The organism is Actinopolyspora mortivallis DSM 44261, assembly GCF_000384035.1.
GTDB lineage: Bacteria > Actinomycetota > Actinomycetes > Mycobacteriales > Pseudonocardiaceae > Actinopolyspora > Actinopolyspora mortivallis.
In genome coordinates, this window is sequence record NZ_KB913024.1 from 4,056,064 (window position 1) to 4,081,847 (window position 25,784).

22 protein-coding genes are annotated in these 25,784 nt (G+C 69.4%); 12 read left to right on the top strand and 10 right to left on the bottom strand.

Translation table 11 applies throughout. The annotated features are described in order from the left end of the window. The first annotated feature begins 26 nt into the window (after positions 1–26). Positions 27–749 (top strand): polysaccharide deacetylase family protein, encoded by a 723-nt coding sequence (locus ACTMO_RS22095; protein ID WP_157062960.1) that lies wholly within the window; start codon positions 27–29, stop codon positions 747–749. Positions 750–761: 12 nt separating this feature from the next. Here the strand turns inward: ACTMO_RS22095 and ACTMO_RS0119035 are convergent, their stop codons facing one another. Together ACTMO_RS0119035 and ACTMO_RS0119040 are read right to left on the bottom strand one after the other, a co-directional pair. Further along, positions 762–1,400 carry an MBL fold metallo-hydrolase gene (locus tag ACTMO_RS0119035; protein ID WP_019856270.1) on the bottom strand — a complete coding sequence of 213 codons (639 nt, stop codon included), beginning with the start codon at positions 1,398–1,400 and terminating at the stop codon, positions 762–764. A 104-nt stretch (positions 1,401–1,504) separates the two neighbouring features. Further along, positions 1,505–2,188, bottom strand: a complete 684-nt coding sequence (locus tag ACTMO_RS0119040; RefSeq protein WP_019856271.1) for a TetR/AcrR family transcriptional regulator — start codon at positions 2,186–2,188, stop codon at positions 1,505–1,507. Between the two features lie 174 nt (positions 2,189–2,362). Here ACTMO_RS0119040 and ACTMO_RS0119045 point away from each other — a divergent pair, with 174 nt between their 5' ends. Both ACTMO_RS0119045 and ACTMO_RS0119050 read left to right on the top strand, forming a co-directional pair. Then, entirely contained in the window at positions 2,363–2,944 is a 582-nt protein-coding gene (locus tag ACTMO_RS0119045; protein WP_019856272.1) for an SCP2 sterol-binding domain-containing protein, read from the top strand. Positions 2,945–3,010: 66 nt separating this feature from the next. Beyond that, positions 3,011–4,219: an acyl-CoA dehydrogenase family protein gene (locus ACTMO_RS0119050; RefSeq protein WP_019856273.1), complete on the top strand. Its 1,209-nt coding sequence runs from the start codon at positions 3,011–3,013 to the stop codon at positions 4,217–4,219. A 385-nt stretch (positions 4,220–4,604) separates the two neighbouring features. On the opposite strand, the gene ACTMO_RS0119055 is transcribed toward ACTMO_RS0119050, so the two are convergent. Next, a complete protein-coding gene (locus ACTMO_RS0119055) occupies positions 4,605–5,069 on the bottom strand; it encodes a hypothetical protein (protein WP_019856274.1) in 465 nt (154 codons plus the stop codon). Positions 5,070–5,759: 690 nt separating this feature from the next. On the opposite strand from ACTMO_RS0119055, the gene ACTMO_RS0119065 reads away from it, so the two are divergent. The 3 genes from ACTMO_RS0119065 to ACTMO_RS0119075 all read left to right on the top strand — a co-directional run bounded on the left by ACTMO_RS0119065 (position 5,760) and on the right by ACTMO_RS0119075 (position 7,904). Further along, on the top strand, positions 5,760–6,374 hold the full coding sequence (locus ACTMO_RS0119065; RefSeq protein WP_019856276.1) for a DUF6962 family protein: 615 nt from the start codon (positions 5,760–5,762) through the stop codon (positions 6,372–6,374). A gap of 491 nt (positions 6,375–6,865) precedes the next feature. Continuing rightward, complete coding sequence (locus tag ACTMO_RS23560) at positions 6,866–7,339, top strand: hypothetical protein (protein ID WP_019856277.1); 474 nt, start codon at positions 6,866–6,868, stop codon at positions 7,337–7,339. Between the two features lie 94 nt (positions 7,340–7,433). After that, positions 7,434–7,904 (top strand): pyridoxamine 5'-phosphate oxidase family protein, encoded by a 471-nt coding sequence (locus tag ACTMO_RS0119075; RefSeq protein WP_019856278.1) that lies wholly within the window; start codon positions 7,434–7,436, stop codon positions 7,902–7,904. Between the two features lie 95 nt (positions 7,905–7,999). Here ACTMO_RS0119075 and ACTMO_RS0119080 read toward each other — a convergent pair whose 3' ends face one another. The 3 genes from ACTMO_RS0119080 to pdhA are packed head-to-tail and all read right to left on the bottom strand — an operon-like array spanning position 8,000 to position 11,708. Continuing rightward, positions 8,000–9,427 carry a dihydrolipoamide acetyltransferase family protein gene (locus tag ACTMO_RS0119080; RefSeq protein ID WP_019856279.1) on the bottom strand — a complete coding sequence of 476 codons (1,428 nt, stop codon included), beginning with the start codon at positions 9,425–9,427 and terminating at the stop codon, positions 8,000–8,002. 11 nt (positions 9,428–9,438) lie between these two features. After that, positions 9,439–10,458 (bottom strand): alpha-ketoacid dehydrogenase subunit beta, encoded by a 1,020-nt coding sequence (locus ACTMO_RS0119085; RefSeq protein WP_019856280.1) that lies wholly within the window; start codon positions 10,456–10,458, stop codon positions 9,439–9,441. Then, positions 10,458–11,708 (bottom strand): pyruvate dehydrogenase (acetyl-transferring) E1 component subunit alpha, encoded by a 1,251-nt coding sequence (gene pdhA, locus ACTMO_RS0119090; RefSeq protein WP_425394327.1) that lies wholly within the window; start codon positions 11,706–11,708, stop codon positions 10,458–10,460. The genes ACTMO_RS0119085 and pdhA overlap by 1 nt, the downstream gene beginning before the upstream one ends. Before the next feature lie 355 nt (positions 11,709–12,063). On the opposite strand from pdhA, the gene ACTMO_RS0119095 reads away from it, so the two are divergent. From ACTMO_RS0119095 to ACTMO_RS0119115, 5 genes are all read left to right on the top strand, one after another. Beyond that, on the top strand, positions 12,064–12,765 hold the full coding sequence (locus ACTMO_RS0119095) for a GOLPH3/VPS74 family protein (protein WP_019856282.1): 702 nt from the start codon (positions 12,064–12,066) through the stop codon (positions 12,763–12,765). Between the two features lie 46 nt (positions 12,766–12,811). After that, positions 12,812–14,236, top strand: a complete 1,425-nt coding sequence (locus ACTMO_RS0119100) for a M20/M25/M40 family metallo-hydrolase (RefSeq protein WP_033402089.1) — start codon at positions 12,812–12,814, stop codon at positions 14,234–14,236. Between the two features lie 386 nt (positions 14,237–14,622). Further along, a complete protein-coding gene (locus tag ACTMO_RS0119105; RefSeq protein ID WP_033401581.1) occupies positions 14,623–15,423 on the top strand; it encodes a basic amino acid ABC transporter substrate-binding protein in 801 nt (266 codons plus the stop codon). Between the two features lie 134 nt (positions 15,424–15,557). Then, complete coding sequence (locus tag ACTMO_RS0119110) at positions 15,558–16,364, top strand: ABC transporter permease subunit (protein WP_019856285.1); 807 nt, start codon at positions 15,558–15,560, stop codon at positions 16,362–16,364. Beyond that, positions 16,361–17,116, top strand: a complete 756-nt coding sequence (locus tag ACTMO_RS0119115) for an amino acid ABC transporter ATP-binding protein (RefSeq protein ID WP_019856286.1) — start codon at positions 16,361–16,363, stop codon at positions 17,114–17,116. The genes ACTMO_RS0119110 and ACTMO_RS0119115 overlap by 4 nt, the downstream gene beginning before the upstream one ends. An 11-nt stretch (positions 17,117–17,127) precedes the next feature. On the opposite strand, the gene ACTMO_RS0119120 is transcribed toward ACTMO_RS0119115, so the two are convergent. From ACTMO_RS0119120 to ACTMO_RS0119135, 3 genes are all read right to left on the bottom strand, one after another. Continuing rightward, entirely contained in the window at positions 17,128–17,382 is a 255-nt protein-coding gene (locus tag ACTMO_RS0119120) for a hypothetical protein (RefSeq protein WP_019856287.1), read from the bottom strand. A gap of 417 nt (positions 17,383–17,799) precedes the next feature. Further along, positions 17,800–19,629, bottom strand: a complete 1,830-nt coding sequence (locus ACTMO_RS0119130) for a phosphoenolpyruvate carboxykinase (GTP) (protein ID WP_019856289.1) — start codon at positions 19,627–19,629, stop codon at positions 17,800–17,802. 413 nt (positions 19,630–20,042) lie between these two features. Beyond that, a complete protein-coding gene (locus tag ACTMO_RS0119135) occupies positions 20,043–20,765 on the bottom strand; it encodes a DUF6802 family protein (protein WP_033402090.1) in 723 nt (240 codons plus the stop codon). A 252-nt stretch (positions 20,766–21,017) separates the two neighbouring features. Between ACTMO_RS0119135 and ACTMO_RS0119140 the strand changes: the two genes are divergently transcribed. Then, positions 21,018–21,977, top strand: a complete 960-nt coding sequence (locus ACTMO_RS0119140; RefSeq protein ID WP_019856291.1) for a siderophore-interacting protein — start codon at positions 21,018–21,020, stop codon at positions 21,975–21,977. Positions 21,978–22,061: 84 nt separating this feature from the next. Here ACTMO_RS0119140 and dnaE read toward each other — a convergent pair whose 3' ends face one another. Further along, the gene (dnaE, locus tag ACTMO_RS0119145; protein WP_019856292.1) at positions 22,062–25,649 is read right to left on the bottom strand and encodes a DNA polymerase III subunit alpha; all 3,588 of its coding nucleotides are present in this window, start codon (positions 25,647–25,649) and stop codon (positions 22,062–22,064) included. Between the last annotated feature and the right edge of the window lie 135 nt (positions 25,650–25,784).

A 25,784-nucleotide genomic window follows, 5' to 3' on the forward strand; every position in this document is an offset into this window, starting at 1 on the left:
CACGGGGCGCTGGCCCCATGGGGCCCGTGGGTACACGACTCGTGGTCGCGCTGCACGGGATCTCCGGCGGCGCTGAGCTGGAGGACTGCGCGCGTTTCGCCCGCGCGCTGGAGGACCGTGCCGTCGCGCTCTGCCCGCTGCTCCGACCCGCCGTGTTGGATGATCCCGCCGTGGCCGACTGGGTGGTCCGGCGCGCGGCTCTGGGGGACGCCGTGGTGCTCCACGGCCTCGGCGGGACGCCCGGCCTCGGCCGGGCCCCGCACTCGTTGCCGGAGCACGAGGCGCGGCTGTGGCTGTCGGCGGCGCTGCTCCCGTTCGAGCGGCTGGGCCTGCGCGTCGTGTCCTTCGCCGCCACGGGCGACCGGGTCTGCTCGGGTTTCCTGAGGGCGCTGTGGGATTTCGGCTTCGTGCTCTGTGTGAGCCCGGCGGGGCTGCGGCACCCCTGGAGTGGGGGGACACGGCGCCTGCCCACCCGGGGATCCGCCGGCGGGAGGTGGCCGTGGTCCCGCGCGCGTTCGGGGATGCGACGGGCGTGCTCCGGGGGAGGTTCCCCGGTGCGGCTGGCGGTGTCCGCGGCGGACCTGTGTGTGCCCCGCGGTCGGGCGGCGGCGCTGGCGGCCGTGGACCGCGCCCTGGAGGACGGTGCCGTGCCGGTGACGTATCCGGAGCTGGGCACGCCCTCTCCCGCCCCGTCCCCCGGCGGCGGGGTGCGGGGCGGGAGGGTCAACCCGGACCCGTTGACCAGGTGAGCCAGGCCGCGGTCACGGGATCTCGGTGGGCTCGCCCCGATGCAGAGGGTTGAGGGTGGTGCCCTCGGGGCCGAGCTGGCCGAACATGCGGTAGTGCAGCTCGGGGACCGACATCACGGCCTCGTGGATGGGCACCGCGATCCTGGGCCGCACCGTGCGCAGGAACTCCACCGCCTCGGACAGCTTCAGCCACGGGGCCGCCGTGGGCAGTCCGAGCACGTCGATCTCCCGCCGGGGGACGTGGAAGGAGTCGCCCGGATGGTAGAAGGCGCCGCCGTCGACGAGGTAGCCGATGTTGGCGATGACCGGGATGTCCGGGTGGATCACCGCGTGTTCGCCGCCGACCACCTCGACGGTCACCCCGCCCGGCCGCAGCGTGTCCCCGGGCTGGGCCGTGGTGGCCTCCACGCCCTGGTCGGCCAGCGCGGCCACCGACTCGGTGTCGGCGATCAGTTCGGCGTTCGGGTTGTTGCGCAGCACGGCGGGGAGCCGTTCGAGGTCCAGGTGGTCGGGGTGCTTGTGGGTGACCAGCACCGCGTCCAGGTCGTGCAGCGTCTCGAAGTCGGCGGCGAAGGTGCCGGGGTCGATCAGCAGCCGTGCCGTGGAGATCTCGACCAGCACGCAGGAGTGTCCGTAGTGGGTCAGGCGCAAGGCTTCCTCCCGGTGTCGGGTTTCTCGGTGTCGCCGGTGGCCTCCTCGGCCACCGGGTGCCGCCGGTGTGTCCGGCGTGGACGGTGGGTGCCGGCTTCCTCTCCTCAGTCGGGTTTCCAGCGGCGTCCCTGGACCATGTCCCCGAAGCCCATCCAGACCAGGTTCATCAGCCGCATGGACAGCGCGTCCGCGGTGTGTTCGGGGTGGTCGATCCACCAGTCGACCATGGACTCCCCGGCTCCGACGAGGGCGGCGGCGAACGGCCGCATCCGTTCGTGACGTGTGGACCGTTCCTCCTCGGTGCCGCTGCCCTCGGCGCGGGCCAGCAGTCCGGTGACCAGGTCCAGGGCGCGTCGGCGCCAGGCGGAGAGCTCGGCGGCGAAGTGCGGCCCCTGGGTGCTGGCCTGGCGGTGCAGCACGGTCCAGCTGGCGCGGTTCTGCTGGGCGTACTCGAAGAAGGCGCGCAGTCCGCGCCAGAGTTGTTCGTCCGGGGGCAGGTCCGCCTCCACGGCCCCGCTGATCGACTCGATCAGTCGGTTGGCCTCGCGGCGGATGCAGGCGACGAAGAGTTCCTCCTTGGAACCGAGGTAGGCGTAGATCATGGGTTTGGAGATCTCGGCGACCTCGGAGATCTCGTCCATGGCGGCTTCGTGGTAGCCGTGGTGGGCGAACACCCGCACGGCGGCGTCCAGGATCTGTCGTTCGCGTACTTCGCGGGGCAGCCTCCGGGAGCGGGGCTTGCTCCGGTTGGGGGGCGACTCGGTCCGGGGGTCTCTCGCGTCCTGCACGCTAAGATCCTTAACAGAGGGGTCGGTGGGGGCTGTCGGCGCCGGTCTCCGGCTGTGACCTTCTGCGGTTCCGTGGGGGTTTTCGAGTACGGTAGGACAGGCTGCGGTGGGGCGCCTTGCCCTGTTACCTACTCCGGAGTAGTCTTACTCACGAGTAGGTAATGGAGGGCTCACATGGCTGACACCGATCCGATCGCCGCCCTCGGCTCCGCCGACCCCAAGAAACTGGGGCGGGACGAGTTCGTCGCCCTGCTGGAGCAGGCTTCCGAACTGGCGGCCAGTGGAGCCGAGGTCGATCTCAGTTCGCTGGAACCGCAACAGTTCGCCAGGCTCATCTCCCGGGCCTCGGACGAGCAGCTCAAGGCCGTCACCGCACGCCCCGAGCTGGCCGAGCGGATCTTCGACGAACTCTTCCGCCGCATGGGAGAGCACTACCGCCCCGACCGCGCCAAGAACACCGAGGCCGTGGTGCGCTGGCGCATCAACCTGAACGGGTCCCTCAAGGACGGTGACTCCGGCGACGACTCCGGGGTGCTGCGCTACGAGTGCGTGCTCTCGCAGGGCACCTGCACGGTGCACAAGTCCCAGGAACGCGAGCCCAGGGTCACGGTCATGATCGGCCCGGTCGAGATGCTCAAACTCGCCTCGAACAACGCCTCGGCCCCGATGCTGTTCATGACCGGCAAACTGAAGGTCGCCGGTGACGTCGGCTTCGCCGCCGGGCTCACCAAGCTCTTCCAGATCCCGCAGGCCTAGTCCCCCGGCCGTCCCCGCGCACGGCCGCCCCGCCCGCCGAACCCCACGAAGCAGCCCGAGGGAGTCATGAGTTTCTCGCTGGAACTGACCGAAGAACACCGGGACTTACGCGACTGGGTGCACGGCTTCGCCGTGAAGGAGATCAGACCCGCCGCCGCCGAGTGGGACGAGCGGGAGGAAACACCCTGGCCCGTCATCTCCGAGGCCGCCAAGATCGGACTCTACGGTTTCGAGACCCTGGCGACGTTCTGGGCCGACGAGACCGGCCTGTCCCTGCCGATCGTCAACGAGGAACTGTTCTGGGGTGACGGCGGGATCGGCATGGCGATCTTCGGCACCACTCTCGCCGTGGCCGGGATCTTCGCCTCCGGCACCCCCGACCAGCTGGCCGAGTGGGTTCCCCAGTGCTACGGCGACGCCGACGACCCGAAGGTCGCCGCGTTCTGCTCCTCGGAGCCGGACGCGGGTTCGGACGTGGCCGCCATGCGCACCCGGGCGGTCTACGACGAGGCCACCGACGAGTGGGTGCTCAACGGACAGAAGGCCTGGGCGACCAACGGCGGCATCGCCAACGTGCACGTGGTGCAGGCCGTGGTGGACCCCGAACTGGGGCCCAAGGGGCAGGCCGCCTTCGTGATCCCGCCCGGAACCCCGGGGCTGTCCTCGCCGAGCAAGATCCGCAAGCACGGCCTGCGGGCCTCGCACACCGCCGACGTCTACCTCGACGACGTCCGGGTTCCGGGCCGGTGCCTGCTCGGAGGCAAGGAGAAACTGGACGAGCGGCTGGCACGCGCCCGGGAGGGCGGCCGGTCGAGTTCGCAGGCCATGCGCACCTTCGAGCTGTCCCGCCCCACGGTGGGCGCCCAGGCCGTGGGCATCGCCCGGGCCGCCTACGAGCAGGCGCTGGAGTACGCGGGCCAGCGGGAGACCTTCGGGCGTCCCATCATCGACAACCAGGGAGTGGCGTTCACCCTCGCCGACATGCGCACCGAGATCGACGCGGCGCGGCTGTTGGTCTGGCGGGCGGCCTGGATGGGGCGCAACGAGGTGCCCTTCGAGGCGGGCGAGGGCTCGATGTCGAAGTTGAAGGCGGGCCGGGTGGCCACCTGGGTCACCGAGCGGGCCGTGCAGATCCTCGGCGGCAACGGTTACACCAGGGAGTATCCGGTGGAGCGGATGCACCGCGACGCCAAGATCTACGACATCTTCGAGGGCACCGAGCAGATCCAGCAGTTGGTGGTGGCCAGGGCCGTGTCCGGACGGCACATTCCCTAGTGGAGTCTCGTCCGCTTCGTGTCCGTGCGTCGGGCACGAAGCGGGGAGGTGCCGGGCGCATCCCGATAGTTTGCCGGGCTCGCCGCTGCGAGTCCGGCCTCCCGTGAGCGTGGGTCGTGTGGGTCTCCCGGAACATCGCAGGGGACGTCCCGAGCTCCGCTTTCGTGGTTTCCGGACCTCTGTCCGTGGAGGGCTGTTGCTCAGCGGGGCCAGCGTGGTGCGGTTTCCTTCGACGACTCGGTGACCACGCGGCCGAGCGGTCTCGCGGCTTGGAGCGCGTGGCCCGATTTTGCCTAAAACCGGCCCACCACGGCCCGTGTCCGCGCCTGCGGGGAACACTGCCCGGTGCGCACACGGTGCGGCGCGCTGCCGTAGCTCCACATGGTCATTCTCCCCGGGCGGGCACGGCATCCGGGGCGGAGTAGGGTCGGTCCTCCGGTCGAGTGTGCTCCCGACACCGCTCGTCGGCGACCGGCAGGATCCACGGCGCGAGGATCCTTCCCTCGCGCACGTATACGCTGGGCAGCCGCCAGTGTCCGTGTCGCAGCCCGTGGGCCATGTAGGCCCACGGAGAGGCGATCTCTCCCGACCGCGGAGTCGGCGGCTCCGGCTCGTAGGTGGACAGCATGTGCTCCACGTGCTCCCGCCGCCCGTGGTGCTCGTCCACCTCATGACGGTGCTCGCCTATCCGGGCGTGCACCCATTCCAGTACCTCGCGCACGCTCCAGGCGACCAGATCGGGGGAGGACTGGCGCACCTCCGACCATCGTCCCGGATCCGGCGAGGACTCGGTGCGTACGTGGCAGTGGTAGTGCAGCGGGACACCCGAGGGCACATCGTCGATCTTCACAACTCCCCCTCACGGATGTGACGTGTCCCAGAGCTTGCCACGGTCTAGGCAGCGGGGCAGCGAGGGCAGCGCGTGCCGCAGCTGCCGGGCCTGCTCGGCCGTCCACCCTGTCCGGTGAAACACCGTGGGCGTATCAATCCGGAGATTGTCACCGGACCGGCGCAGCACGAACGATTCCCGCCAGACCGGCAGCGGTCTCCAAGCCGAGTCCGCGGCGACGGCGCACCATCCGCACTCGTTCACCGATCTCGGTCGTGTCCAGCGTTGGCACACCCTCGTACGACACGAGGAACCACCCCTCTTCGCCGGACCTCTTCACCGCTCCCACGGGGTCCCGCGGGGGCACCCTCGGCGAAAAGGCACCCACCACACTACCGAGCACACGACCAGGCCACGAGACTTCGAAGCTACTCGCCCACGGCCGCCCACACGAGCCGTTCATGACGCACGGCCCGCAGCGCACCCGACCACGAGTCCACGGTCCACCCCCCGTATGCGGGAGCTGCCGTGCGTGACACCAAGGACCGCTCGGCCGGGTACTATCCCCGACCCCTGCCGGAAGTACGGCCAGGAGCCCCGTACGGGCCGGGCGGTTTGTCGACGAAGACCGGGGGCGGGACGAACCGACGGGTGCCGGTCCGGCACGAATACGACAATATTCGCGACAACGCGGCACCGGTACGGGGGAGTATGTCGAACGATCACGTCCACGCCGTCACCGACCTCGTGCTCGGGGTGACGGTGCTCGTCTGCGCGTGGCGGCTCTCCCGACTCGCAAGCGTGCACCGTTACTGGAAGCTGGCCTTCTGGTTCGCCGCCGCGAGCTCGGTGGCGGGAGCGCTCCATCACGGTCTGCTCCGCCGTGAGGAGAGTTGGATCTCCGTGGGTGTGTTGGTCGTGATCGCTCTGTCGTATCTTCTCGTCGGCTCCGCCCACCAGGTACTCGGTCTCGTCGGGCGTCGTACCGTTCTCGTCATACGCGTTGTCGGCTTGGTCGCCTACGGAGTGTTCGTGGTCGCCGGGAACGCGAGTCTGGGGGCGATGCTTCTCGCGGAGAGTCTGACCATGGCCACGATCCTCGGCCTGTGGGTCCATGCCGCCAGGAGGGGCCATCCCTCCGCCCGGCCGGTGATCCGCGCACTGTTGGCGTTCGGTTTGGCGGGGGTCGTCTTCGTGCTGCCCGTCGGTGCCCTCACTCCCGCGGGGATCGACGCGACCTCGCTGACACACCTGGCGCTCATCCCCGGGATGGTGTTGCTCTACGGTGCTCTTCGACACATGGATTCGGCCCCGGCGCGTGGTTGACTCCGAGGTCGCGGCGGTGAGTAACGGTGCGGCTCTGTCGGGCCAGTTTTCGGCAAAACTGGCCATCCGCGCCGGTGCTCCCGTGTCCCACTTTCCGGGAATTTTCTCCCGGAGAACGGATGGGTTGCGTCACGGTTCGTTGACAGCGGCCCCGTGACGTGCTCCCCGCGCTGAGCGGGGGTTTCGTTTTCGTCCGAAATCGTGCTCACCGGGAACTTCGTGTCCTTCGCCACGGTTTGGAATGTGACTCTGTTTCCGCCTTGTTGTTCTGGGATGGTGCTTGGTTGCGGCGAGGTCACCGGAACCCCACACCCCGGTGGCCGACCTCGTCGTGACCGTGCGCCCCCGCGTCTCGTCCGCTCGGTGCCGGGTGGCCGTGCCACGGACCCCGGTCGGCGGACACGGAGCGCACGGATGTGCGCACCGGGCCTTCGACGCGCGAGTCGTCGTGGGATCCGGTTCGCTTCGAGAGTGATTGGGAGGGCGAAGCGGTGAGCAAGGCGACATCCGATCCGGGAACGCCGATCTTCGGTGAGCTCAACAGCGAGCTCGAACTGCCGAAGATCGAGGTGCACGACTTCGAGGCACACGAGTTCGAATTTCCGGAAGGGCCCGCCGCCACCCGGCCGCCGGAGATCGACGGCGAACCAGGGCAGCACCCGGACGGCGCGGCGCGGGAGGCGTCCGCCGACGGAGACGAACAACAGGGCGGGGCCTCCGAGAACTCGGCCGCCGAGGAAACCGGCCAGGCATCCGCCGCCCAGCGGGAGCAGCCGGTCGCGGAGACCTCCGGAGACGACTCCGGGGCCGCGGAGGCGAGCACGAACGAGCAGCGCACGGCGGCACAGCAGGGGGAGGCCGACGGCGGACAGCCAACCCCCGCCCAGCAGGCCAACGCCGCCGCCGAGGCCGTCGCCGGTGCGGCGGCGGCCCAGCGCGGAGGACGCAGGCGTCGAGCGGAGTGAGCCACCGGTGCACGGCGGCTTCCGCCGTGCACCGAGTTGACGCCGAGGAGACGACAGCGCCTCCTCTGTCGGGGGTGGATGTGATCCTCCCCGCATGAGTAGTTGGCAACAGTTCGCGACCGAGTGCCCGGAACTGGCCTCCGTGGTGCGGGGGCGTTTCGAGGCGGGAACCCATCACGTGCTGGCCACCCTGCGGAGCGACGGCGGACCCCGGGTCAGCGGCACCGAGGTGCGGTTCCACGAGGGCGAACTCACCCTCGGATCCATGTGGGACGCGCTCAAGGCACGTGACCTGCGCCGCGACCGGCGCTGCGCCCTGCACGCCCATCCCAGTGACCAGCACATGGAGGGCGGAGACGCCAAGGTCACCGCCCACGCCGTGGAGGTCACCGCCCAGCGTGACCTGGATGTCTACCGGGACGAGGTCGAACCACCGCCGGGGCCGTTCCACCTCTTCCGACTGGACCTGCGCGAGGTGGCGCACACCTCCGCCGACGGGGAGGAGCTGCTGATCCGGCTGTGGCGCCCGGGGGAGGGAGTGGCCGAGTTCCGACGCGGCTGCTGAGTTCCGCCGCGCGGGACCTCGTCGGCGTTCGGTGACGGGCCCGGGACCGCACCGGCCCGAACCGGCCGGTCCCGGGTCCGCCCGCGGACCCGTGGTCAGAAGGTCAACGCCATGCCCGGGTCGGAGAGCACCGCGCCCACGTCGGCGAGGAAGCGTGAACCCTGCTGGCCGTCCACCACGCGGTGGTCGAAGCTCAGCGCCAGTTGGCACACCTGACGCGGAACCACCTGACCGTCCACCACCCAGGGCATCTCGCGGATCGCACCGAAGGCCAGGATGGCCGACTCGCCCGGGTTCAGGATGGGAGTGCCGGTGTCCACCCCGAACACCCCCACGTTGGTGATCGTGATGGTCCCGTTGGTCATCGCCTCGGGCGGGGTTCTGCCCTCGCGGGCCGTGGTGGTCAGCTCCTCCAGGGCCGCGGCGAGCTCCCGCAGTGACAGCGTCTCGGCGTTGCGCACCTTGGGAACAACCAGCCCCCGGTCGGTGGCCGCGGCCACCCCGAGGTGGACGTAGTCCTTGTAGACGATCTCACCGGCCTCGCCGTCCCAGGTCGCGTTCACGTCGGGAGTCCGGCGGATCGCCAGGCACATGGCCCTGGCCGCGACGGCCAACGGAGTGACCCGCACGTCCTGGAACTCCGGATGTGACTTGAGCCGCTGCCGGAACTCCATCATCGGCGTGACGTCGACGGTGAGGAACTCGGTGACGTGGGGGGCGGTGAACGCGCTGTCCACCATCGCCTGGGCGGTGGCCCGGCGCACCCCCTTGATCGGCACCCGGTGTTCCCCCGCGCCGGTGTCGGCCGCCGGTGCGGAGGAGCGCCCGGGTTCCCCGGAGGCGGCCCGCTCGACGTCCTCGCGGGTGATGACGCCCTCGGCGCCCGAGCCGTTCAGCGAGCGCAGGTCCACTCCGAGGTCCTTGGCGAGTTTGCGCACCGGAGGTTTGGCCAGCGGTACGTGCCCGCCGGAGGCGGCGGTCCCCTGCTTGGGCGCGGCGGGTGGGGCCTGCACGGTGGTGCCGGAGTCCCGGGTGGGGGAGTGCACCGAGGTCCCGTTCGTGCCCGGCTGCGCCGTCGCGGAGATCTCCGCCGGGGATCCGTTCTGGGCGGTCTCGGCCGCCGCGGTGTTCTTCCTGCGGGGGCGGCGTTTGGCGCTGGAGGAACGGGGTCCGTAGCCGACCAGGGTGGCCACCCGTTCCTCGTCCGCACCGCCGCCTTCGGTCGTGGCGGTCCGTTCGCCGGAGGAGCCCTGTTCGGTCGGCGCGTCCTGCTCGGCCTGTTGGGTCCGCACGGCGAGGATGGGGGTGCCGACCTCCACGGTCTGTCCGGGCTGGGCCAACAGTTCCCCCACCGTCCCGGAGTAGGGGCAGGGAAGTTCCACCGAGGCCTTGGCGGTCTCGATCTCCACGACGATCTGGTTGAGCTCCACCGGATCGCCCGGGGAGACCCGCCAGTTGACGATCTCCGCTTCGGTCAGTCCCTCACCGACGTCCGGAAGCGGGAAGTGCTTGAGCTGCGACATGGAAGCCTCTTCTAGTACGTCAGCGAACGGTCGACGGCGTCGAGAACCCGGTCGAGGTCGGGCAGGTAGCCCTCCTCCAACCGGCTCGGCGGGTACGGGGTGTCGAATCCGTTCACCCGCAGTACCGGGGCCTCCAGCGAGTAGAAGCACTCCTGTTGGATCCGGGTGGCGACCTCCGAGGTGATCGAGGACTCCGCCGGGGACTCGCTGACCACGACCAGCCGCCCGGTGCGGCGCACCGAGTCGGCCACCGGCTCCAGGTCCAGCGGGGAGAGGGAGCGCAGGTCCACCACCTCCAGCTCGTGACCGTCCTCCTCGGCGGCGTTGGCCGCGTCCAGGCAGGTCTTGACCATCGGGCCGTAGGTGGCCAGCGTGGCCGTGGTGCCCGGGCGCATCACCGCCGAGCTGCCCAGCGACAGCGGCGGGGTGGTGGGATCCAGTTCGGCCTTCTCCCAGTAGCGGCGTTTCGGTTCGAAGAACAGCACCGGGTCGTCGCTGTCGATGGCCTGTTGCAGCATCCAGTAGGCGTCCACGGGGTTCGAGCAGGACACCACCTTGAGCCCGGCGACGTGCGCGAACAGCGACTCGGGGGACTCCGAGTGGTGCTCGACGGCGCCGATCCCCCCGCCGAAGGGCACCCGGATCACCACGGGAACCTTCACCCGGCCCTGGCTGCGGTAGTGCATCTTGGACAGCTGGGAGACGATCTGGTCGAAACCGGGGAAGATGAACCCGTCGAACTGGATCTCGCAGACGGGGCGGTAGCCGCGCATGGCGAGCCCGATGGCGGTTCCGACGATCCCGGACTCGGCCAGCGGGGTGTCCAGCACGCGGTGTTCGCCGAAGTCCTTCTGCAGCCCGTCGGTCACCCGGAAGACACCGCCGAGCCGGCCGATGTCCTCGCCCATGACCATCACGCGCGGATCGCGTTCCATCGCCGCGCGCATGGCCATGTTCAGGCCCTTGGCGATGGTGATCGTCTGGGTCCGTGTGGTCTCGGACCCGGTGGACTCCACGGTGGGTGCGGCCATCAGCGAACACTCCCCTCGGTGTCGTGGCCCGCGTCGGCGAATCCGGAGAGGTACTGGAGGTAGTCGTCCCGCTGGGCGGCCACCACGGGGCTCTCCTCCGCGTACACGGCGGAGAAGATCCGCTCCGGCGGCGGCTCGGGCATGTCGAAGCAGAACTGGCGGAACCGGGTGGCCAGCTCGTCGGCCTCCCGCTCCACCTCGTCGAGGAAGTCCTGGTCGGCCAGTTCCTCGCGGAGCAGGTGCACCCGCAGCCGCTCGACGGGGTCCTTGAGCTTCCACGCCTGGAGCTCGTCGTCCATGCGGTAGCGCGTGGCGTCGTCGGAGGTGGTGTGCGCGTCCATGCGGTAGGTGAAGGCCTCGATCAGCAGCGGCCCGTTGCCGTGGCGGGCCTCGTCGAGGGCCCACTGGGAGACGGCCATGCTGGCGAGCACGTCGTTGCCGTCCACCCGGATGCCGGGGAACCCGTAGCCACGGGCGCGTTCGTAGAGCGGGACCCTGCTCTGGCGTTCGGTGGGCTCGGAGATGGCCCACTGGTTGTTCTGGCAGAAGAAGACGACCGGGGCGTCGTAGACGGAGGCCCAGACCATTCCCTCGTGCACGTCACCCTGACTGGTGGCGCCGTCGCCGAAGAACACCATGGTGGCCTCGTTCTCGGAGGCGTCCCCGTCCGAGTTGCCGACCTTGCCGTCGAACTTCTGGCCCATCGCGTAGCCGGTGGCGTTCAGGCACTGGTTGCCGATGACGATGGTGTACAGCCCCAGGCCCGTCTCGTGGGGGTCCCAGCTCCCGTGGTCGGTGCCCCGGAAGATGCCCAGCAGTTCGGTGGGGTCGACCCCGCGGCACCAGGCGACACCGTGTTCCCGGTAGCTCGGGAAGGCCATGTCCTGGGGGCGCAGCGCCCTTCCCGCGCCGATCTGGGCGGCCTCCTGCCCCAGCAGCGGCACCCAGATGCCGAGCTGGCCCTGGCGTTGCAGCGCGTTGCCTTCCCGGTCGGCGCGGCGTATCAGCACCATGTCCCGGTACATGCCGCGCAGTTGCTCGGCGGAAACGTCGATGTCGAAGTCCGGGTGGGTTACCCGTTGGCCTTCCGGTGTCAGGAGCTGTACCAGATCAGCTCCGCCTTCGCTGGTCGCGCGCAAACCCGCGATCACCTGCTCCCTCGTCGGTGTTGCTGAGGTCGCGGCAGGTGCCGTGTCCGCGTGACCGTGAGCGTCGGCTCGGCTCGGTCGCGTCCAGTGTTCGGGGGACATGTGGATCTCCTCGTCTCACCCCGGTCCGTCCGCTTGTGGCGGCGGGTCCGGTTTTGCCCCGTCCGGGGTCGTCGGACCTGGTGGGTCCTCAGACCACCGGGCGAGGCCGTTGGATCGCTCTGTAGCCATCCTGGCATGACACCGGCCACTTTCGTGAGCCCCGCCACAGGGATCGACCCCGCCTGCGAACTCTTCCCCCGGCACCGTAGTGCCCGCCCCGTCCCGCCGAATTCCCAGGTCATCAAAGGGGTGGAGATCCGATCGACGAGTTTGTGACAGTTGTATAACCGACCTTCGGATGGCGTTATTACGAAGCTCGTGAAAAGCCTTCGCAGCATCGCGTGCCCGGCCTACAATGCACCGGGTGAACGATCGGAGTCGTTTCGCTTTCGGACTGCCCGGTGAGCTGGTGCTGCTGGCGCACAAGCCCCGGGGTGGGCACTACGCGATCAACACCGACACGGTGGTGGCCGCCGCCGAGGTGGGGGAGCTGGTGCTGGGGGAGCGTGTCACGCTCACCGGCACCCGTCGTTCCAACTTCAGGGTGCGACTGGACGACGAGACCCCCACCGGGCTGTCCTGGCTGGACGAGGTGCTGCACCAGTTGCGGCGCAAGATCCGCTCCTCCACCGGCTCCGTCTCCCTCGCCTCCTGGTTCCACGCCAGGAACGGGGTGTTCGGCAACTACCGGACGCGTCTGGTCGAACACGGAGCCCTCCGGGCGGAACGACGCAGCCTGCTCGGTATCCGTTACCACCGGTACTTCCCGGAGGAGCGGCAACGCGAGCAGCTGCTGGATCAGGTGCGTGCCGTGGTCGACCACGAACGCGCCGTCGACAACCGCACCGCGCTGCTCGCCGCGCTCATCCACGGCAGCGGGTTGCAGTGGGGGCTCGGTCTGGACCGTGCCCAGCGACGCGCCCTCCGTGCCCTGGTGCGTGGGGAGGCACTCGGCGAGGCGGTCGATCCGCTGGTGACGCACGCGGGCGCGGCGCTGGCCGCCGCCGGAGGGGGCGGCTCGGACGGCGGAGGTGGTGGCGACGGGGGCGGGGGCTGAACCCACCGACCGTGGTCGTCCCGGAAGGTGGGAATACGATCGCGGCGTGGATCGCACAGCAGTGAATACCTTCGTTCGTCAGCAGTGGGAGTCCGCCGTGCTGCCCAGCCTGTGTCGGCTGGTCGAGATCCCGGCGGTCTCCGGCGGGTTCGACTCCGACTGGGAGGCCAACGGTCACCTGGACGCCGTGGTGGAGCACGTGCGCTCCTGGATCGAGGCCCGGGGAATCGCCGGTGCCAGCACCGAGGTGGTGCGACTGCCGGGCCGGAGCCCGTTGTTGCTGGTGGACGTGCCCGCCCACGGTGAGGGTTCCGCGGAGTCGGCCGAGACCGTGCTGCTGTACGGGCACCTGGACAAGCAGCCCCCCATGGAGGGCTGGTCGGAGGGCTTCGGCCCGTGGACCCCGGTGGTGCACGAGGGCAGGCTCTACGGACGTGGGGCCGTGGACGACGGCTACTCCGGCTACGCCGCCGTGACGGCGATCGAGGCGCTACGCGCCCACGGTGGCGCCCACCAGCGCTGCGTGCTGCTGCTGGAGACGGGGGAGGAGTCGGGCAGCCCCGACCTGCCCGCCTACCTGGACCACCTCTCCGAGCGGCTGGGGCCGGTCGGTCTGGTGGTCTGCCTGGACTCCGGTGGTGGGGACTACGAACGGCTCTGGCTGACCACCTCGCTGCGCGGGATGGTGCAGCTGAACGTCACCGTCCGGGTGCTGGAGGCGGGGCAGCACTCCGGTGCGGCCAGCGGCCTGGTCCCCGACTCGTTCCGCGTCGCCCGGCGCCTGCTGGACCGGCTGGAGGACCCGGACACCGGGCGGATCCTGCTGCCGGAGCTCACCGTGCGGGTCCCGGACAACCGGCTCGCCGAGGTCCGCGCCGGGGTGGAGGCCGCGCCCGGTCTGGTGCGCGGCTCGGTGCCCCGGCCCGAGGGGCTGCGGCTGATGCACGAGGACGAGGTGGAGCTGGCGCTGAACAACTGGTGGCGCCCGACACTGACGGTGATCGGCGCCGAGGGCCTGCCGCGCCCGGAGGACGCGGGGAACGTGTTGCGTTCACACACCACGCTCGACCTGAGTTTCCGGCTTCCGCCCACGGCGGATCCGCACGCGGCGCTGCGGGCAGTGCGTGCCGCGCTGGAGACGGACGTGCCCTACGGTGCGCGGGTCGAGTTCGACGACGGGGAGGCCGGGCAGGGCTTCAACGCCCCGGAGACGGCCCCCTGGTTGTCCGCGGCCCTGGACCGGGCCAGTTCCGAGGTCTTCGGTGCCGAGTGGCGCACCATGGGGCTGGGCGGTTCGATCCCGTTCATGGGGTTGCTGCACGAGCGCTATCCGCGGGCGCAGTTCGTGGTCACCGGGGCGCTGGGTCCGCACAGCAACGCCCACGTGCCCGACGAGTCGTTGGACCTGGCCTACGCGGCCCGGGTGACCAGCGCGGTGGCCTACGTGCTGGAGGCGCACGCGCGGCGGTGAGCCTCCCGGCGGTGCCGGGCGGGTCGGAGCCACGCGCCTGTGGAAGCGCTGGTTCTCGGGAACCGTTGCTCGGGGGCCGTACCGGCACCGCCTCGGGCGGGGTGCCTGCGATCACGCTTGGTGACGGCCTTGCGCCCCTCGCTGTATCCCCCGTTCGAGGGAAAAGGTATCGTAGTGGCCGCTATCGCGGTCGCTGAACTCGATCTCGTTCGCTGAGGGGCTGGCCCGGCGGAAGCGGATCGATGAACGTTGCGTGTTCATGCGCTGCGTGACTGTCCCGCTTCCGAGTGAAGTTGACGTGATCGAAACGCGTGAGGCCATGTCCGATGGCCCCGGCGGATGGCAGTATCCCAGCATCCGGATTCCCGTCGAGGAGGAGTGACACCGTGGCGCGTCGGAGGATCTCGCGGGCCGTGGCCGTCCTGCCCGCGCTCGCGCTGGTCGCGGCCGTGGCGGGCTGCGGCAGCGACGGCGGGGAGGCCAAGGGCGTCCCGCTGGTGCGCGAGGGGCAGCTGACCACCTGCACCAACCCGCCCTACGAACCGTTCGAGTCCAACAAGGACGGCGAGATCGTCGGCTTCGACATGGACCTGGTGGACCTGGTGGCCGAGGACCTCGGAGTCCCGCAGGAGGTCACCACCGCTCCCTTCGAGAGCATCCAGTCGGGGCAGGCCCTCAACGTGGGCAACTGCGACATCGCCGCCTCGGCGATCACGATCACCGACGTGCGGGAGAAGAACTTCGACTTCTCCGAGCCGTACTTCGAGGCCACCCAGGCGCTGCTCGTGCCGAAGGACTCCGGTGTCGAGGAACTGGAGCAGCTCGAGGGCAAGACCGTCGGCTACCAGAAGGGCACCACCGGCGAGCAGTACGCCCGGGAGCACGCCGAGCCGATGGGGATCACCGTCAAGCAGTACGCCGACCTCGGCCTGCTGCTGCCCGCCCTGGAGAACGGGCAGATCGACGCGGTGATCAGCGACGACTTCGTGCTCCGCGACTACGAGAAGAAGAACTCCGACTTCGCGGTCGTCCAGGAGTTCGACACCGGCGAGGTCTACGGCTTCGGGGTCAAGACCGGCAACGACAAGCTGCGGAACAAGATCAACGAGGTGCTGGCCCGGGCCAAGGAGGACGGCACCTACGACCGGCTGTACGAGAAGTGGTTCGGAACCGCCCCTCCCGAGTGAACACCCGTTTCGCACCGCACACCGACAACCCTGCGTGATCGCCGCGCGTACCGGGACCGAGGCCGCCGGTCCGCCCCGGTACGACGGTCCTGGAGTCTGCGATGGCAGAAGCAACTCGCCCCGCCAAGGGCGGGATGAGCAAACGTCAGCGCGCCAAGGTGGGGCGCGGCGTGCAGTACGTGATCCTGCTCGCGCTCGTGGTCGTGGGCGCCGTGTTGGCGGACTGGAACAAGATCGGCGACGCCTTCTTCAACGTCGAGGTGGCCCGCGCGCTGTTCCCGACCGTGATCACCACGGCGCTGGTGAACACGGCGGTCTACACCGCGCTGGGATTCGCCTTCGGACTGGGGCTGGCGCTGCTGCTGGCGCTGATGCGGCTGTCCTCGGTGGGGCCCTACCGGTGGATCTCGGGGGCCTACATCGAGTTCTTCCGGGGCCTGCCCGCCCTGCTGGTGTTCCTGTCCGTGGGGTTCGGCATCCCCACGGCCTTCGAGGGGCTCAACCTCGACCGCAACCTCACCATCATGCTCTCGCTGGGGATCGTCGGTTCCGCCTACATGGCCGAGACGATCCGGGCCGGGATCAAGGCGGTGCCCGGTGGCCAGCTGGAGGCGGCCCGCTCGCTGGGCATGTCCCACGCCCGGGCGACGACGACCGTGGTCATCCCCCAGGCGTTCCGGATCATCCTGCCTCCGCTGACCAACGAGCTGATCCTGCTGACCAAGGACTCCTCGCTGGCCTTCGTGCTCGGCGCGACACTGTCCCAGCAGGAGCTGACCCAGTTCGGCAGGTCGGCGCTGACCAGTTACGAGAGCATGACCCCGATCCTGGTGGTGGGGCTGTGCTACCTGGTGATCACGATTCCGTTGTCGGTGCTGCAACAGCGGTTGGAACGCAGGTTCGGTCCCGGCGGCAACGGCGGACAGGGGAGTGGGGCATGAGCGACGTCAAGATCGAGATCACCGGGCTGCGCAAGTCCTTCGGGCAGGTCGAGGTGCTCAGCGGGGTCGACCAGCGGATCGAGGCGGGTGAGGTGGTCTGCGTGATCGGGCCCTCCGGATCGGGCAAGTCCACCCTGCTGCGCTGTGTCAACCTGCTGGAACAGCCCACCGGCGGCCGGATCGTCGTGGACGGGATCGAGCTGACCGACCCGGACACCGACATCGACGCCGCCCGCACGCGCATCGGCATGGTCTTCCAGCAGTTCAACCTCTTCACGCACCTGTCGGTGTTGGACAACCTGACCGTGGCCCAGCGCAAGGTGCTCGGGCGTTCCCGCGACGAGGCCGAGTCGGTGGCCCGGCAGAACCTGGAGCGGGTGGGGCTGGCCGACCGGGCGACGGCGATGCCCTCCCAGCTGTCCGGGGGGCAGCAGCAGCGGGTCGGCATCGCCCGGGCCCTGGCGATGAACCCCGACGTGATGCTGTTCGACGAGCCCACCTCGGCGTTGGATCCCGAGCTGGTCGGGGACGTGCTGGGCGTGATGCGGCGGCTGGCCGACGAGGGGATGACCATGCTCGTGGTCACCCACGAGATGCAGTTCGCCCGGGAGGTGGCCGACCGGGTGCTGTTCATGGACGGTGGCGTCATCGTCGAGCAGGGGAACCCGGCCGAGGTCATCGGGGCGCCCAAGCAGGAGCGCACGCGTAGTTTCCTGGCCCGTGTGCTCGACCCGACCCACGCGGGGGAGTGAGTTCCCCGGGCTCATCCGTTCCCGGACGGGGGCTCGTGGGGCCGGGTGGGCCGTCGGCCGAGCAGCTTGGCCCGGTAGGCGCGGGGGCCGTGGGTGTCCTCGGAGTGCCCGGCCGGGGGCCGCTGACGCGGCGGCGGGGCCGTTTCGGATCGCCGGTGGGAGGGCGAGGTCCGTCGGCCACGGGACTCGCTCTCCGGTCCGCGGAGGAACAGCCAGACCGCCAGCAGTGCCACGAGCACGAGCGCGACCATTGCCAGATCGACCATGACACACCTCCCGGGGTGTGTTTCGCGCAGTCTTTCCGGTTTTCGGGTGCGCTTGAGTGTGCCCCGTTTTCCGCCGGGGAAACCAATCGGTTTTCCCGCGTTGACACTGAGTGTTTCTACGCGTGAGCGAGGTGGAAAGAAGTTCGTTTCCGGCGTTTTCCCGGCGCAACGGCCGAGGGAGCGGTCGCGGTTTCCGGAAACGACGCGGAAGTACGCGCGAAAACACCCTTTCGGGTGATACCGCTTGCGCGGAGGTCGATCAGCGAATCACCCGACGGGGGTGTGTCGCGACCCCGGAACGCGCGGCGTGAACGCGGAACGTGACCCGCCGTGCGGGCGCTCCCGGGAAACCGGGAACACCCGCACGGTCGGCGGTGTCCACGTCCCACGACACCGGGGTTCCGGCGACGGAGTCCGTCACTGGCCGAGGCGCTGCTTGAGCGCCTCCAGCTCGTCCCGCATCGAGGTGGGCAGGGACTCACCGATGGTGTCGAACCACTCCTCGATCAGCGGAAGCTCCTCGAGCCACTCGGAGCGGTCCACCCGCAGCGCCTGCTCGACCTCCTCGTGGGTGGCGTCCAGGTCGGTGAGGTCGAGCTGGTCGGCCGTGGGCACCCGGCCGATCGGGGTCTCCTCGGCGGCGGCGTTGCCCTCCAGCCGGTCCACGATCCACTTGAGCACGCGGCAGTTCTCCCCGAAGCCCGGCCAGACGATCTTCTCGCCGGAGGGGTCCCTGCGGAACCAGTTGACGTAGTAGATGCTGGGCATCTTGGAGGCGTCGGCCTCCTTGCCCATGTTCACCCAGTGCTGGAAGTAGTCGCCGACGTTGTAGCCGATGAACGGCAGCATCGCCATCGGGTCGCGCCGGACCTCGCCGACCTTGCCCGCGGCGGCGGCGGTCTTCTCCGAGGACAGGGTGGCCCCCATGAACACCCCGTGCTGCCAGTCGAAGGCCTCGTTGACCAGCGGGATCGTGGTCTTGCGGCGTCCCCCGAAGAGGATGGCCGAGATCGGCACGCCCTGCGGGTCGTCCCACTCCGGCGCCAGGATCGGGCACTGCGACATCGGGGTGCAGTACCGCGAGTTGGGGTGGGCGGCGTTCTCGCCGGACTCCGGGGTCCAGTCCTGGCGCTTCCAGTCGGTCAGGTGCTGCGGCTGGTTCTCCATCTCCTCCCACCACACGTCGTCGTCGTCGGTGAGCGCGACGTTGGTGAAGATGGAGTTGCCCTTCTCGATGGTGCGCATCGCGTTGGGGTTGGTCTTCCAGTTGGTTCCCGGAGCGACCCCGAAGAAGCCCGCCTCCGGGTTGACGGCGTAGAGTCGCCCGTCCTCGCCGAAGCGCATCCACGCGATGTCGTCACCGAGCGTCTCGACCCGCCAGCCGGGGATGGTCGGTTCGAGCATGGCCAGGTTGGTCTTGCCGCAGGCCGAGGGGAAGGCCGCGGCGACGTAGTACACCCTGTTCTGCGGCGAGATCAGCTTCAGGATCAGCATGTGCTCGGCCAGCCACCCCTCGTCGCGGGCCATGGCCGAGGCGATCCGCAGCGAGTAGCACTTCTTGCCGAGCAGGGCGTTGCCGCCGTAGCCGGAGCCGAAGCTCCAGATCAGCCGCTCCTCCGGGAAGTGCGTGATGTACTTGATCTCGTTGCACGGCCACGGCACGTCCTGCTGACCGGGTTCGAGCGGGGCACCGACCGAGTGCAGCGCGGGCACGAACTCGACGTCCTCGTCCTCGGCGAAGCGCTCCAGCACCCGCTGGCCCATCCGCGTCATGATGTGCATCGAGACCACGACGTACTCGGAGTCGGTGATCTCCACGCCCAGGCGCGGCGGGTCGGCCTCCACCGGACCCATGCAGAAGGGGACCACGTACATCGTCCGGCCACGCATGCAGCCCCGGTAGAGCTCGGTCATGGTGGCCTTCATCTCGTCGGGGTCCATCCAGTTGTTCGTCACCCCGGCGTCGGCCTTGTCGCGGGAGCAGATGAAGGTGCGCTCCTCGACACGGGCGACGTCACTGGGGTCGGAGACCGTCCAGAACGAGTTGGGTTTCTTCGACTCGTCCAGCCGTTTGAAGGTGCCCGCCTCGACCAGTCGGTCGGTCAGTCGCTGCCATTCCTCCTGGGAGCCGTCGCACCAGACGACTTGTTCGGGCGTGGTCAGTTCCGCGACCTCGCGTACCCATGACAGCAGGCGTTCGTGTTTCACGGGTGCCTGGTCGAGACCGGGGATGGTCAAAGCGGTCATCGCGTCGTGTCTCCTGACTGGGCGCCACAGCCCGGATTTCCGTCTCGTCGACGCACCGGCCGACAGTGCTTTCAGGGAATACTTCGCCCCGCCCGGAATATCCGGGCGAAGCGCGAAGGGGATGCACCGAGACTAACCGGAGGCCCGCCCGTTGACGGAGATCAGCCCTGTCGGTTCCCTCACAGGAACGATAAGGGAATCGATTCAGTTCGCCGGAATTCGCGGAAATCCGCGTGTCGTCGCCCCGGACGGGTGCACGTTTTCCGGCACGGTGGAGGGGTTCGCGGTCTTCGCGGCAGGGCGCCGGAGCGTTTTCAACCGAATTCGGTGTGTTCTGTGACACATTTTTTCCGTCATGTGTTTAGGGAGGCACCCTGCGGATTCTCGGCGATTGTTTCGTTTTTCGGCGTGAATCATTCCCAGAAGGAGTCCTCGGCCGGATCGGCCTGCCGGGGAGCGGGGAAGGGCTGTGACCGGGGGCTCTGCCCGGTCTCGCCGGACTCCCACAGCCAGTCCTCGGTTCCGGTGACCGGGGCGCTCGCACCGGAACTCTCGGTGGGGGTGCCGTCGAGCCCGCCGTGTTCGAGGACGGTCCACTCCCCGCCACCGGTGTGCCGGGCCACGGTGATCCGGCCGGTGTCGCTGATCCGCACCATCTGGTCGGCAGCGCCGTCCCCGTTGACGTCGGTGACCAGCATCTGTCCGTCCTCGGTGTCCACCACCGTGGTGTCCGGCCTGCCGTCGTTGTCGGTGTCCTCGGTGGGCGGACCGATGTGTCGGTCGCCGGCGGGGGTGTCCACCACCATCGGGTCCCCGCCCGCCGCCGAACGCGGATCCCGTTCCGAGTGGTCCCGGTGTTCGGGTCCCTCCGGCTGCTCGGGGACCCACTGCCCGGTGGCCTCGTCGAAACGGGACCGGCTGAGCACGGTGCCCTGCTCGTCGAAGGTGCGCAGGAGGTCGGCGGTGCCGTCGGAGTCCGAGTCGGTGTAGGCCAGGTAGCCGTCCTCGGTGAGCACGCCGACGGTCTCGTCGACCCCGTCGCGGTCCAGGTCGTAGTTGGCCTCGGCGGTGTGCTCGGAGCCGTTCACGGTGATGTCGATGTCGCCGTCGCCCGTTCCGGTGTCCTCCACGTACATGACCGGCACTCCCGTTCTCGCCGTCGCGGACTCGTTCGGTGGCTGGGACGCGGCCCGCTCCCCTCCGGTTCCCTCCGGCCGCGACGTGGTCGCGACCCGGAGGAGGTCTCGCCCGTTTCCCGTGGACACGCCCTGGGGCGTGCCCGGGGTGTGACGTGGCACGCGTGGTGTTAGCCTCGTCCCAAGATTAAGTATAGGCTAACCTTACTAACGCCGGATCGTATCGCCCCAGCGAAGCGGGAGGACCGTTTCATGACCACCGCGCTCGAGACAAGGACCCGCCGCGAGAACCACAGGCCCGAGTACCGGGTCTACTTCACCGAGGTGGTCGCCCGGAAGAGACTGAGTCCGAGTTTCGTGCGCGTGACGCTCGCCGGACACCAGCTCCGCTCCTTCGGAGCGGGAGGGGCCGACCAGCGCATCAAGCTGATGCTGCCCGCGCCGGGACGGACGGTCGACGACGTGCCCACCGGCCCGGACTGGTACGCCGAGTGGCAGGCGATGCCCGAGGAGATCCGGCCCATCATGCGGACCTACACGGTGCGGGCGTTCCGGCCGGAGGTCGGCGAGCTGGACATCGACTTCGTGCTGCACGGCTCGGAGGAGGACGCCGGCGGACCCGCCTCCAACTGGGCGGCCACCACCACGCCCGGGGACCGGGTGGCGCTGCTCGGCCCGGACCGACCCGGCTCGGGGCGCATGTGGGGCTGCGAGTGGTGCCCTCCTCCCACGGCGCGCAGGCTGCTGTTGGCCGGTGACGAGACGGCCATCCCTGCGGTCGGGGCCATCCTCGAATCCCTTCCCCCCGAGGCGTGCGGCGTCGCCTGCCTGGAGGTGCCCACCGAGGACGACGTCCAGCCCTGGCGCGTGCCGGACGGTATGGAGGTCCGCTGGCTGCCCAGGGGAAGGGACTCCACCGAACACGGCCGGTTGCTGGAGAACGAACTCGCCGCGGTGCTGCGCGAGTTCCGCGGGGAGAACGGCTGCGGTGCCGCGACGTGCGCCCTGGAGGACGTGGACGTGGACAGCTCGCTGCTGTGGGAGATCCCCGAGCTCTCCGGCAAGGTCGACGTGGAGGGCGGTGAACTCTACGGGTGGCTGGCCGGTGAGGCCGGGGTCATCAAACGACTCCGCCGGATGACCGTGCACGACTACGGAGTGCCCCGCGGCTCGGTGGCCTTCATGGGCTACTGGCGCGCGGGACGCCGCTGAGCCCGCGGGAGCCCCGTCGCGGACACCCCGTCCGGAGGGGTGTTCCACGTGGAACACCCCTCCGCACGGTTCGCGCGAACACGCTCAGACGCCGACCCCGGTGGTGTCCAGCACGGTGACCCCCCGGATGCCCTTGAGTTCACCGAGCAGGGTGTTGGAGATCCGCACGGAGTAGTCCTCGGGCAGCTCCATACGGGTCTCGCGGCTTCCGGCGATCACCACCTGCACCGGGGTCTCCCCCCGGTGGGCGGACAGCGCCGAGCGCAGTTCGGCCACCGTCTCCTTGTCCACCTTGGTCGCGTCGGCTCGTAACACGAACGGCAGCTCACCGTCGACCGGGTTGTACTCGGCCGAGGATATGTCCAGTGTGGTCAAACCGCTGGCGAACACCGACATGATGTCGTCGCGCCAGTTCACCTTCCCCTTGACGGCCACGGCCGCGTCGGTGACCAGCTCCTCCCCGAAGGCCGCGTAGGCCTTGGCGAAGAACAGCACCTCGATGCTGGCGTCCAGGTCCTCGATGGTCACGATCGCCCACGGCTCACCGGTCTTCTTGCTGACCCGGCGGTCCACCGAGGAGATGATCCCGGCGAGCGTGATCTCGCCCTCGGCGGGAGCCTCGTGCTTGACCGTGGCGATCGGCTTCGGCGCGTGCTTGCGCAGGATCCCCTGGGCACCGTCCAGCGGATGGGCCGAGACGTACAGCCCCAGCATCTCCCGCTCGAAGGCGAGCAGCTGCTTGCGGGGCCACTCCTGGGTGTCGAAGGTCAGGTGCGCCAGCGGAGAGGTGTCGGCCGAGTCGTCGGAGGAGCCCCCGCCGAACAGGTCGAACTGGCCCATCGCCTCGTGCTTCTTGATGCCCGAGACCGCGTCGACGGCCTCCTCGTGCACCCGCACCAGCGCCTGGCGGGGAACGCCGAACGAGTCGAAGGCCCCGGCCTTGATCAGCGACTCGACCACCCGCTTCTGGCACACGTTCGCCGGGACCTTCTGGAGGAAGTCGGAGAAGGAGGTGTACTCCCCCTTCTCCCGGCGCGCGTCGATGATGGCGCGGGCGACCCCGGTGCCCACGTTGCGGACCGCGCCGAGCCCGAAACGGATGTTGCCGTTGACCGCGGCGAACTGCACGTCGGACTCGTTGACGTCCGGCGGCAGCACCCGCACGTTCATGCGGCGGCACTCCGAGAGGTAGACCGCGCTCTTGTCCTTGTCGTTGGCGTTGGCGGTCAGCTGCGCGGCCATGAACTCGGCCGGGTAGTGCGCCTTGAGGTAGGCGGTCCAGTAGGACACCATCGCGTAGCCGGCGGTGTGGGACTTGTTGAAGGCGTAGCCCGCGAAGGGCAGGATCGTGTCCCACAGCGTCTGGGCCGCCTCGTCGGAGAAGCCCTTCTGCTTCATCCCCGCCAGGAACTTCTCGGACTCCTTGGCGATGACCTCGGGTTTCTTCTTGCCCATCGCCTTGCGCAGCAGGTCGGCCTCGCCGAGGCTGTAACCGGCCAGCTGCTGGGCGATCGCCATCACCTGCTCCTGGTAGACCAGCAGGTGGTAGCTCTCCCCGAGGATCGGGTCGAGGGCGTCCCTGAGTTCGGGGTGGATCGGGGTGATCGTCGCGCGCCCGTTCGAGCGCTCGGCGTAGGCCATGTGCGCGTTGACCGCCATCGGGCCGGGCCGGTACAGCGCCAGCGCCGCCGAGACGTCGCCGAAGTGCGAGGGACTCATCGCCTTGAGCAGGGTGCGCATCCCACCACCGTCGAGCTGGAACACCCCGAGGGTGTCCCCGCGCGAGAGCAGCTCGTAGGTCTCGGGATCGTCCAGTCCCAGGGTGTCCAGGTTGATCTCGATGCCGTGGTTCTTCCGGACGGCGCGGATGGCGTCCTCGATGATCGTCAGCGTGGACAGCCCGAGGAAGTCCATCTTCAGCAGGCCGATCTCCTCACAGGCGGGGTAGTCCCAGCCGGTGATGATCGCGCCGTCCTCGCGCATCCACAGCGGCAGCACGTCCAGCAGGGGTTCGCTGGACAGGATGTAGGCGCAGGCGTGCACGCCCGCGTTGCGGATCAGCCCCTCCAGCCCGCGGGCGGTGTTGAAGATCTGGGCGATCTCCTGGTCGTTCTCGATCATCGAGCGGATCTCGGCGGCTTCCTGGTACCGCTCGTGCTCCGGGTCGACGATCCCCTCCAACGGGATGTCCTTGGCCGCCACCGGGGGAGGCAGGGCCTTGGACATCTTCTCGGCGATGGCGAAACCCGGCTGTCCGTGGTGGGCGCGGGCCGCGTCCTTCAGCGCCGCCTTGGTCTTGATCATGCCGAAGGTGATGACCTGGGCGACGTTCTCCTGGCCGTAGGTGTCGCGGGTGTAGGCCATCACCTCGTCGCGTCGGCGATCGTCGAAGTCGAGGTCGATGTCCGGTGGGGAGTCGCGTTCCGGGTTGAGGAACCGCTCGAAGATCAGCGAGTGCTCGATCGGGTCCAGGTTGATGATCTGCAGGATGTAGGACACCAGCGCGCCGGTGGCGCTGCCCCGGCCGGGTCCCACGCGGATGCCGTGGGACTTGGCCCAGCGGACCAGGTCGCCCACCACCAGGAAGTAGGAGGCGTAGCCCTTGCCGCAGATCACTTCGAGCTCCCACTCCACCCGCTGGCGGTACTCGTCGGTGAGCCCGTTCGGGAAGCGGGTGGGGATGTACTGCTCGACCTCCTCGCGGAGCTTCTCCTCCTCGGTCTGGCCGGGTGCCAGGGGAACGCGCGGCATCCGGTCCTTCTCGGCGAAGACGTCCTCGTAGGACTCGACGCGTTCGGCGATCTCCAGGGTCGCGTCGCAGGCACCGGGCACCTCCTTGTCCCAGTACTCGCGCATCTCCTCGGCGGACTTCAGGTAGAAGTCGTCGGAGTCGAACTTGAACCGCTTGGGGTCGCTCAGCGTCTTGCCGGTCTGCACGCACAGCAACGCGCCGTGGGACTCGGCCTGGTCGGCGGTGACGTAGTGGCTGTCGTTGGTGGCCACCGGGGTCAGCCCGAGTTCGGAGCGGATCCGCAGCAGGTCCTCGCGGACGTTCTTCTCGATGGGCAGGCCGTGGTCCATCAGCTCCAGGAAGAAGTTCTCCTCCCCGAAGATGTCCCGGTAGTCCGAGGCGGCCCGCAACGCCTCGCGGTACTGGCCCAGCCGCAGCCTGGTCTGCACCTCGCCGGAGGGGCAGCCGGTGGTGGCCATGATCCCCTCGGCGTGCTCGGCGATCAGTTCCCGGTCCACGCGGGGTTTGCGGTAGTAGCCCTGGAACGAGGCCAGCGAGGACAGCCGGAACAGGTTGCGCAGCCCCGTGGCGTTGCGGGCCCACATGGTCATGTGGGTGTAGGAACCGCCGCCGGAGACGTCGCCGCCGGTCTCGGTGGACTCGCCGTCCTCGTTGGTGCGGGCCTTGCCCCAGAACACAGGTTTCTTGTGGTACCGGCTGGCGGGAGCGACGTAGGCCTCCATGCCGATGATGGGCTTCACGTTCGACTTCAGCGCCCGACTGTAGAAGTCGTGGGCTCCGAACATGTTCCCGTGGTCGGTCATGGCCACGGCCGGTTGGCCGAGCCGCTCGGCCTCCGCGAACAGCGGGTCCAGCTTGGCCGCGCCGTCGAGCATCGAGTACTCGGTGTGCACATGCAGGTGAGCGAACTGCTCCGGCACCAGAACTCCTTCGGGGAAAGTCTGCTGGGCGGCTTCGACGCTAGCGAAGCCCCGAGTCCCGTGCCGGACGAGGGGCACCCTCGGGTGACCGGTTTTGCCCAAAACCGGCATCCGGGGACCGCCAGGGCGAACACC

Coding starts and splice junctions, on each gene's coding strand:
- ACTMO_RS0119075 (WP_019856278.1), top strand. CDS start 7,434: ATGAGTAGTTGGCAACAGTTCGCGACCGAGTGCCCGGAACTGGCCTCC.
- ACTMO_RS0119120 (WP_019856287.1), bottom strand. CDS start 17,382: ATGGTCGATCTGGCAATGGTCGCGCTCGTGCTCGTGGCACTGCTGGCG.
- ACTMO_RS0119130 (WP_019856289.1), bottom strand. CDS start 19,629: ATGACCGCTTTGACCATCCCCGGTCTCGACCAGGCACCCGTGAAACAC.
- ACTMO_RS0119050 (WP_019856273.1), top strand. CDS start 3,011: ATGAGTTTCTCGCTGGAACTGACCGAAGAACACCGGGACTTACGCGAC.
- ACTMO_RS0119080 (WP_019856279.1), bottom strand. CDS start 9,427: ATGTCGCAGCTCAAGCACTTCCCGCTTCCGGACGTCGGTGAGGGACTG.
- pdhA (WP_425394327.1), bottom strand. CDS start 11,708: ATGTCCCCCGAACACTGGACGCGACCGAGCCGAGCCGACGCTCACGGT.
- ACTMO_RS0119095 (WP_019856282.1), top strand. CDS start 12,064: ATGCACCGGGTGAACGATCGGAGTCGTTTCGCTTTCGGACTGCCCGGT.
- ACTMO_RS0119085 (WP_019856280.1), bottom strand. CDS start 10,458: ATGGCCGCACCCACCGTGGAGTCCACCGGGTCCGAGACCACACGGACC.
- ACTMO_RS0119115 (WP_019856286.1), top strand. CDS start 16,361: ATGAGCGACGTCAAGATCGAGATCACCGGGCTGCGCAAGTCCTTCGGG.
- ACTMO_RS0119135 (WP_033402090.1), bottom strand. CDS start 20,765: ATGTACGTGGAGGACACCGGAACGGGCGACGGCGACATCGACATCACC.
- ACTMO_RS0119045 (WP_019856272.1), top strand. CDS start 2,363: ATGGCTGACACCGATCCGATCGCCGCCCTCGGCTCCGCCGACCCCAAG.
- ACTMO_RS0119065 (WP_019856276.1), top strand. CDS start 5,760: ATGTCGAACGATCACGTCCACGCCGTCACCGACCTCGTGCTCGGGGTG.
- ACTMO_RS0119140 (WP_019856291.1), top strand. CDS start 21,018: ATGACCACCGCGCTCGAGACAAGGACCCGCCGCGAGAACCACAGGCCC.
- ACTMO_RS0119110 (WP_019856285.1), top strand. CDS start 15,558: ATGAGCAAACGTCAGCGCGCCAAGGTGGGGCGCGGCGTGCAGTACGTG.